At 71.4% G+C, this 3,246-nt stretch carries 3 protein-coding genes; all 3 read right to left on the bottom strand.

The features are described 5' to 3' along the window. Nucleotides 1–1,013 (bottom strand): MFS transporter (locus tag ACV4UX_RS08535; RefSeq protein ID WP_491592886.1); only part of this gene is annotated, 1,013 nt, incomplete at its 3' end. 47 nt (nucleotides 1,014–1,060) lie between these two features. Next, a complete protein-coding gene (locus ACV4UX_RS08530) occupies nucleotides 1,061–1,780 on the bottom strand; it encodes a LexA family transcriptional regulator (protein ID WP_491592885.1) in 720 nt (239 codons plus the stop codon). Between the two features lie 275 nt (nucleotides 1,781–2,055). Further along, nucleotides 2,056–3,144: an agmatine deiminase family protein gene (locus ACV4UX_RS08525; RefSeq protein WP_491592884.1), complete on the bottom strand. Its 1,089-nt coding sequence runs from the start codon at nucleotides 3,142–3,144 to the stop codon at nucleotides 2,056–2,058. Nucleotides 3,145–3,246: the final 102 nt, after the last annotated feature.

Raw genomic sequence — 3,246 nt, 5'->3', positions numbered from 1 at the left:
GGGGAAGGGGGGGGGGGGGGGGGATGTATGGCAGAGATGCGCACGGCCAGCCGGGCGAAGCCCACGGCCCCGGCCAGGGCCACGCCCTGGATGGCCAGCAGCGTGGCCAGAAGCGTGCCCTGGGAGAGCCCGATCTCCGCACGGCCGTAGATGGCCGCCATGGCGATCACGGTCTGCACGCCGTCGTTGTAGAAAAGATAGGCCAGCAGGAAGCGCCCCAGGCCCGGAGAGCGCCGTGCGGCCGACGCGGCGCGCCAGGCCTCGCGGAAGCCCCCGGCGGCAAGGGCCGGGAGGCTCGGGCGTCGGCCGGGCCGGGCCGCCCCGGAGGGGAGTGGCCCGCCGGACAGGTCGGGGCCGGGCGTCGCGGCGACCGCCGCTCCGGGCGCGACGGCCCCGAGCAGGCCCGCCACGGCCGCAAGGCCCAGCACCAGCCACCACGCCCCGCACAGGGCCATGCCCCACTGCACCGCGCGGGCCTCGTCCAGGCCCAGCGTCTCCCGCCCGGCCACCAGGGCCAGGGCCAGGGCCAGCCCCAGGCCGCCGCCCGCGTAGCCGCAGGCGTAGCCCAGGCCTGAAACGCGGTCGCGTTCGCGCCCGGCGGCCAGTTGGGGCAGATAGGCGTCGTAGAAGGCGTTGCCCGTGTTGTAGGCGGCCTGGGCCAGCACGAAGAGGCCCAGGGCGGGGAGCACGTCGCCCGGACCCTGGGCGCTCACGGCCAGGGCTGCCGCGCCGCCCGCCGCGCAGGAGGCCGCAAGGAAGACGCGGCGCAGCCCGGCGAGCCCTGCGGCGGCCCCGGCAACGGGGGCCAGCACGAACACCGTGAGGGCGCACAGGCTGGAGGCGTAGCCCCACAGGCTCACCGCGCCCACGCGGTGACCCAGCACCGGCAGCCCCTCCGGGGCCACCACGGCGGCGAAGTAGGCGGGCAGAAGGGCCGTGGCCACGCAGGTGGCGTAGGCCGAGGCGGCGAAGTCGTAGAGGGCCCAGGCGGCCAGGGGCCGGGAGCGCGGCATGGGCAAGACCTACCCGCTTCGCGTCCCGAGGGCAAATGAAGGGATGATTACAAGACTTCCCGCGCCATCCAGATCACGCGGCCCAGCAGGCGCACGTTGGAGCCCTCGTGGAGGTTCACCTCCAGGGGCGGATAGAACTGGCGGTTGTCGCTCACGAGCACGAGCTTGCCGGGCTTCTTGTCCAGGCGCTTGACCACGATCTCCTCGTCGATGCCCACGGCGTAGATCTTGCCCGTGTAGACCTCGGTCTGGGAGAGATCGATGAGCACCACGTCCTCGTCGCGCAGGGTGGGTTCCATGGAGTCGCCCGAGACGCGCATGAGCCGCATCTGGCTGATCTGGCCCTTGCGCTTGAGCCAGGCGTGGCGGAAGGCGTAGTAGGAGTCGATGGCCTCCTCCACCACGAGGCTGCCGCCCCCGGCCGAGAGACGGGCGCGCACCTTGGGCACGTAGGAGAACTCCTCCGGGTGCGCCCCCGGGGTCCCCGAGCCCAGGGCGGCCGGGGCGTCGCTGTTGCCCGCCACGTACATGGGGCCCATGCCCGACTCCAGCCACTGGGGGTTGAGCCCGTACTTGCGGCACAAAAAGAGGTACCAGTCCGCCGGGATGTGGGAGCGCTTCTTGGCGTCGGTGACGGCCTGGCGGCCGATGCCCAGCGCCCGGGCCAGCTCGGACTGCGAACGGATGCCCGTGGAGGACATGATGCGCGACAGGACGGACTCGGCGGAAAAGCCTTTGACGATGGGCTGGGGAGTGGCTCGCTTCATGGTCGTGTCCCGCTGGCTGAAGTTTCCGTGGACATGCCCCAGGCGACGCCCCTTGTCAAGCGTTTCTGACCTGCGTTCCGGGACGTGTACAGAAGGGCAGGGCCGCCGGAACGCCCGCTATCCCAGGCTTGGGGCGGACAGAGCCGGGCGTTGCGTCCTCCGGAGCGGGTGCGGGCTGCCTCTCCGGAGCGCCGGAATGGTTTGTTCTGCTTTACTTGTATGCGGCGTGGGGGGTGCCGCAGGATGCTGGACGATAAATATATACAACAAGATGTCTAGGATACGATATTCAAGGCCTTCCCGCCCGAGGGCTGTTCGTGCGTCAGGCAGTGCAGGGTTCCGAAGCCCCAGACAAGATCGACCGCGTGGACGCCCGTGACGACGCGGTCGGGGAAGCACTCGGCCAGGATGCCCAGGGCGAGGCGGTCGCGGGGGTCGTTGAAGGTGGGCACGAGCACCGTGCCGTTGGCGATGTAGAAGTTGGCGTAGCTGGCGGGCAGGCGCACGCCGTCGAAGACCAGGGGCTCGGGCATGGGCAGGTCGATCACCTGGAGCTTGCCTCCGCCGTGCAGGCGCACGCCCTCCAGGCGCTCGCGGTTCTCCTCCAGGACGCGGTAGTTCTCGTCGGAGGGGTCCTTCTCGCGGCAGAGCACCACGGCGTCCGGGGCCACGAAGCGGCAGAGGTCGTCCACATGGCCGTGGGTGTCGTCCCCGGCGATGCCCTTGCCCAGCCAGATCACCTGTTCGATGCCCAGATGCTCCCGGAAGGCCGTCTCGTAGTCGCGGGCCGTGAGCCCGGGGTTGCGCACCTGGGTGATGGGGTCGAGGAAGCATTCCTCGGTGGTCAACAGCGTACCCCGGCCGTTGCCGTCGATGCCGCCGCCCTCCAGCACCAGGGGGCGGCCCTGGGCCGTGGCCTGCGTCATGGGCATCCTGAGGGCGCGGGCCACGTGCTCGGGGGCTTCGGCGTCCAGGAGGTGGTCCGGGTACTTTGCCCAGCCGGTGAAGCCGAAGCGCACGGCCTGCACGCGGGGCGAGGCGCGGCGCAGGGTGAAGGCCGGGAGCATGTCGCGGCACCAGCCCCGGTCGGTGGGCACGTGGTGGAATCGCACGCGTTCGAGGTCGGCCCCGGCCTTGCCCAGCACGCGCCGGGCCTTGTCCTCCCAGGCGGCGTCGTCCACCAGGAGGCGCACGGTCTCGAACGGGGCGATCCTGCGCACGATCTCCCCGAACACCCAGGGGATGGGATGGAACTTGCCCGGCCAGTCGCGCGGGTTCTTGGGCCAGGCCAGCCAGGTGGCGGCGTGGGGCTCCCACTCGGCGGGCAGGCGTGGGGCGTCGGTCTCGGGTGCGGGCGTGGTCATGGAAGAAGCCTCCGGCGGGCAAAGGGCTTCGCCCTCTGCACTCCCTTGTTGCTTCGCGTCCTTCACCGATGCCGCCGGTGCAGCCCGCGAGGCTCACTGAAG

Source organism: Fundidesulfovibrio sp., from assembly GCF_058402725.1.
Note: the sequence above shows the minus strand (reverse complement) of the source record. Positions and strands in the feature narration are given on the sequence as shown.

Coding starts and splice junctions, on each gene's coding strand:
- ACV4UX_RS08530 (WP_491592885.1), bottom strand. CDS start 1,780: ATGAAGCGAGCCACTCCCCAGCCCATCGTCAAAGGCTTTTCCGCCGAG.
- ACV4UX_RS08525 (WP_491592884.1), bottom strand. CDS start 3,144: ATGACCACGCCCGCACCCGAGACCGACGCCCCACGCCTGCCCGCCGAG.